Annotated in this window: 1 protein-coding gene and 1 pseudogene; one reads left to right on the forward strand and one right to left on the reverse strand. The window is 42.8% G+C overall.

What is annotated here, in order from left to right; genetic code table 11:
* Positions 1 to 130: 130 nt before the first annotated feature.
* Positions 131 to 2,386, forward strand: a pseudogene (locus IM456_RS12325) (WD40 repeat domain-containing protein); the annotation flags it as partial.
* Positions 2,387 to 2,506: 120 nt separating this feature from the next.
* Here the strand turns inward: IM456_RS12325 and IM456_RS12330 are convergent.
* Entirely contained in the window at positions 2,507 to 4,894 is a 2,388-nt protein-coding gene (locus tag IM456_RS12330) for a DUF3769 domain-containing protein (RefSeq protein WP_287691617.1), read from the reverse strand.
* Between the last annotated feature and the right edge of the window lie 183 nt (positions 4,895 to 5,077).

Raw genomic sequence — 5,077 nt, forward strand, 5'->3', positions numbered from 1 at the left:
GAAACCCTTATAGAAACAGACATTACCGCAATTTTTGTCAATTGTTTGCGATCTGGAGCGAACTAATCAATTAAATCTCTTGCCAGATAAGGATTTAGTCGATTTATGCCCCCATATCGAACCATACCAAGTAACGAAGAGCCCTGTTCCTGATTATCTAAGAAAGATTCAAATTAATGTTATTTTACACCCAATAATTAAGAACTTAATCCATAATTTTCAAGAAAATAATCTAGAAAGCAAACTAATCGATTGTTTAAAGACATTAAAAAATGAACCTTCTGGACAAATTGGCGGCATTGCTGGCAATATTATTAACTTACTTAATATACTGAAAAATGGTTACTTAATCGGCTACGATTTTTCCCATATCCCTATTCGACAAGTCGATTTTTCAAACATTAGACTCAACCAAGTAGATTTTTCATACTCACAGTTTTTTGACTGTATTTTCCCTCAAACTTGTGGCAGTATTTTATCAATTTCTTGCAGTCAGTTTAATCGCTCTTTTCCAAGAGAAGATCTTTTAGCAACTGGTGACAGTCATGGGATGATTTACCTCTGGAAAGTCAAACAAGATGGAAAATTAGAATTAAGCAAAAGCTTTCCTGCTCACGGAAGCTGGGTGTGGTCAGTAGCCTTAAATTCCGAGGGACAGTTACTAGCAAGTGGGGGACAAGATGGAATTGTTAAAATTTGGTCTATTACAACAGATCTATCTATAAATTGTCATTCTTTGCCCCACCCTTCTCAAAAACATTATGCTCCTATTAGAGCCGTTACTTTTAGTGCTGATAGTAAGTTTTTAGCCACAGGAAGTGAGGACAAAACTATTAAAATATGGTCAGTTGAAACAGGAGAATGTCTCCACACCCTTGAAGGACATCAAGAACGAGTAGGTGGTGTTACCTTTAGTCCAAATGGTCAACTTTTAGCCAGTGGGAGCGCTGATAAAACTATCAAAATATGGTCAGTTGAGACAGGAGAATGTCTCCATACTCTTACAGGACACCAAGATTGGGTTTGGCAAGTTGCCTTTAGTTCCGATGGTCAACTTCTAGCCAGTGGAAGTGGCGATAAAACCATCAAAATATGGTCTCTTATAGAAGGAGAATATCAAAATATTGATACTTTAAAAGGACATGAAAGCTGGATTTGGTCAATTGCTTTTAGTCCGGACGGTCAATATATAGCCAGTGGGAGTGAAGATTTTACACTGCGGTTATGGTCAGTAAAAACCAGAGAATGTCTTCAATGTTTTAGGGGATATGGCAATCGATTATCATCGATTACTTTTAGTCCCGATAGTCAATATATCTTGAGTGGGTCTATAGATCGATCGATCCGATTATGGTCTATCAAAAACCATAAATGTCTTCAACAGATTAATGGTCATACTGACTGGATCTGTTCAGTAGCTTTTAGTCCCGATGGAAAAACATTGATAAGTGGAAGCGGAGATCAAACGATTAGATTATGGTCAGGGGAAAGTGGCGAAGTAATTAAAATTTTACAAGAAAAAGATTATTGGGTTTTATTGCATCAAGTCGCGGTTAGTCCGAATGGTCAACTGATTGCTAGTACCAGTCACGATAACATCATTAAACTTTGGGATATTAGGACAGATGAAAAATACACTTTTGCTCCAGAACATCAAAAGCGCGTATGGTCGATCGCTTTTAGTCCTAATAGTCAAATATTGGTGAGTGGTAGTGGAGATAATTCTGTTAAGCTTTGGTCAGTTCCGAGAGGATTTTGTCTCAAAACTTTTGAGGAACATCAGGCCTGGGTATTATCAGTAAATTTTAGTCTTGATGGAAAATTAATAGCAACTGGTAGTGAAGATCGAACTATTAAACTCTGGTCTATTGAAGATAATATGACTCAATCTTTGCGGACTTTTAAAGGTCATCAAGGAAGAATCTGGTCTGTTGTCTTTAGCTCTGACGGTCAGCGATTAGCCAGTTCAAGTGATGATCAAACGGTCAAAGTTTGGCAAGTCAAAGATGGTAGATTAATTAATAGTTTTGAAGGTCATAAGTCTTGGGTATGGTCAGTAGCTTTTAGTCCCGATGGGAAGTTACTAGCAAGTGGGGGAGATGACGCAACGATCCGAATTTGGGATGTTGAAACAGGTCAACTTCATCAACTCCTGTGTGAACATACTAAAAGTGTCAGGTCAGTCTGTTTTAGTCCCGACGGTAAGACATTGGCCAGCGCAAGTGAAGACGAGACGATTAAACTTTGGAACCTAAAAACAGGAGAATGTCAGAACACTTTACGCTCTCCTAGACTTTATGAACAAACAAATATTAAGGGAGTAGAAGGGTTGAATTATGAAACGAGCAACACCATGAAAATTTTAGGAGCTTTTCTGTCACGTTGAAGAGAGGATAGAAGTTAGTCAAGGGAGTCTCAATGAGAGGTAATCCCGATCTGAAAATCCCTAAAACCCCACACCCCACTTCATAATTCATAATTCATAATTCATAATTCCCATGTAGTCTTAACGGGTTACTCCATCCACCACCGGACGGATATCGCTGCCCTCAAAATAGCCGGGGTTGCCTGTCCAGTTGAAATCCGAAACGCGGATGTTGAGTATTCCCAACTGCAGCACTGGGTTATACCGCAAAATTAAACTATAGGTACGACGACTCCATTCGAGAAAATATTCTGTACTGATTTCCTTAGCTTGATCGATGCTGTAAATACTCTGGAAACCCACACGGATCGGACCATATACCTGTTGAGTTATACCATATGACATTGTTTGTTGATCAACAAAGCGATCGAAGAAAAAGGGTGATTGTCCGTTGACTAAACCCTGACTAAAACTGAGATTAAACCCGGTATAGTCGAGAAAATTGCCGGAAAAACGCCCAAACTGTCCTAATAATCCCACGGTTCCCGTGACGGAATTTTGCGTCTCTCCATTAGTGTAATAACCGGTGACACCGGTGACACCAGTGACAAGAGCAATATAGGGTTGAACGGGAACGGGAGAAAATCTTAACCCTTGGTCGGGAGTCGGTGGTAAAGTAAGGGCAGACCAGAGTAAAAAACTGCGATTGAGGGAGACAGCCCCCTGAAAACGGCTTAAATTAGTAACATTATCCGTTGCATTGGCCGCTAAGAGATCACTGCGATCGGTGGGTGCGTTGATATTCTGAACAGAAGCTTGATAACTGAGTCTAATATCCGTATTCGGGACGACAATCACCGGTGAGGTCAAAATTGCCCCAAAACTGCTATTAACCGTCTGAAAACCCAAAGAACCGTTAAAGAGACGCTCGCGATAATTGTACTCCACATTGAGCAGATAGGGATCCTGCAACTGTCCGATCGTCTGTTGAAAGCGAATTTTAGAACGAACACTATTTTCGATCTGTTCCAAATCTAGATTAGAAAAAGAAGCTGTCGCTTGCAAAAACGAGCGCTCGCCAAAATTAGTGGCAAAATTGCCCAATAAACCAAAAGCTTTCGGACTAAGGGCCGAAACTTCGCCACCTCCGGGGTTAGCTGAGGGAAAAGCATCGGGATTAAGGACTTTTTGAATTAAATATTGCGGTGTCAACTCGAAAAGAGTCTTCGGTGTCTCCACTAAAGTTAGGGGACTTTCTACGAAAAATCCGCCCCGATCCTCCCCATCATAGCCCGGGGCAATTAAAAAAGGACGACGACGACGGCGATCGAAAGTAAGACTATTAATAAACGTGGGTGCCACTACCCGTTGATCGAAAACCAACTGGGAATTACTCATCCGTAACTCATCGGTAAAGGGGCCGGTACTGCGAAAAGTGGCGGAATTAGCCCGAACTTCCAACTCAGGGGGGGAAAAAGGGTCATTCGTCAGACGCACATTAGTGGCATTCCACACCTTACCATCAAAATTCAAGCGTTCGGCCTGAAAACGGACACGATTAATCGTTCCCCCCGATGGACTACTAATATTCTGTCGATCGCGCCGACTAGGATCCTGTCCCCCGACGACAAATTGAAAACCCTCTCCCGTGGTGATTCTCTGCAAGGGTTGATTTAATGCCAAACGATCGGTTAGGGTTGCAAAAGAACTACCGGCCCCCACATCCGTGGGCAGCGTTTGTCCTAAATCCCTAGCGGTGCTGGGTTGAAAAATCTCCCCATTAGCATTAAATACCACACCGCTATCCTGGACGAAATAATACTCAAAGCGATCGCCGCGCAGGATTTGATCTCCCCGGGTTAGGATCACCTGGCCCTCCGCTACTGCTAACTTTTCGGGAAGATTAATCTGTAAGCGATCGGCCGTTAGTACACTTTGGGCAAAACGCAGGGTGACATTACCTCTAGCGGTGATAATCTGCCGATTTTGGTCAAATTCCTGCTCATCGGCCACTAATTCTAGGGGTCTTTCCCCTTCTGGATTAGCGGTCTGATCTAGGCTGTTATTGAGGGAAATCAAGTATTCTTGACCGGTTTTTTCGCCTTTTTTCCGCACTAATAGCCGAGTTGAGCCATTTTTCTGGTTAAGAGCTTTTTGATTTAATCCTGAAACTATCTCGGTTTCGGGATGAATAGTGACACCAACGGCTGCGGGGGGTGGAGAATTCTGGACAGAAAGGGGTTTTCCTAAAGCTGCCGCATCACCCGCACTGCTAGGTAATGGTTTTAAGGGAATACCCTCATCGGGAACCAAGGGTTTTACCTCGACGGTTTCCGGGGGTGGAGTGACGGTGAGGGGAATAGAAACGCTCTCTTCTGAAGGCTTTTTTGCCTCTAGAGGTGCTGGGGTGACAGGGGGGGGAACTACAGACGTGGGACTATTTTCAGAAACTTGGCGTTCCTCCGTTTCCGGTTCAGCTACAGTGTTAATTAGGGCAGGTGGTTCAACAGCTAAGAGAAAAAAAGACATGACTGCACGAGTCGGCGATCAAAATAGAGGACGAGCGAACCTCATTGACATCCTCGCCGCCCTAAAAGTGCGGCGATTCCTAAACCTCACGATTTAAGTTTCTGCTTCCACCACCGTCGCATACCACAGTTAAAAAACCATGTACTGTCTTACACAGAGTCCACAGACTTTCGCCCCATTTCA

Source organism: Microcystis sp. M079S1, from assembly GCF_020246425.1.
Lineage (GTDB): Bacteria > Cyanobacteriota > Cyanobacteriia > Cyanobacteriales > Microcystaceae > Microcystis > Microcystis aeruginosa.

Excerpts from the sequence above, each read along its gene's own strand:
- IM456_RS12330 (WP_287691617.1), bottom strand. The coding sequence starts at position 4,894 with ATGTCTTTTTTTCTCTTAGCTGTTGAACCACCTGCCCTAATTAACACT.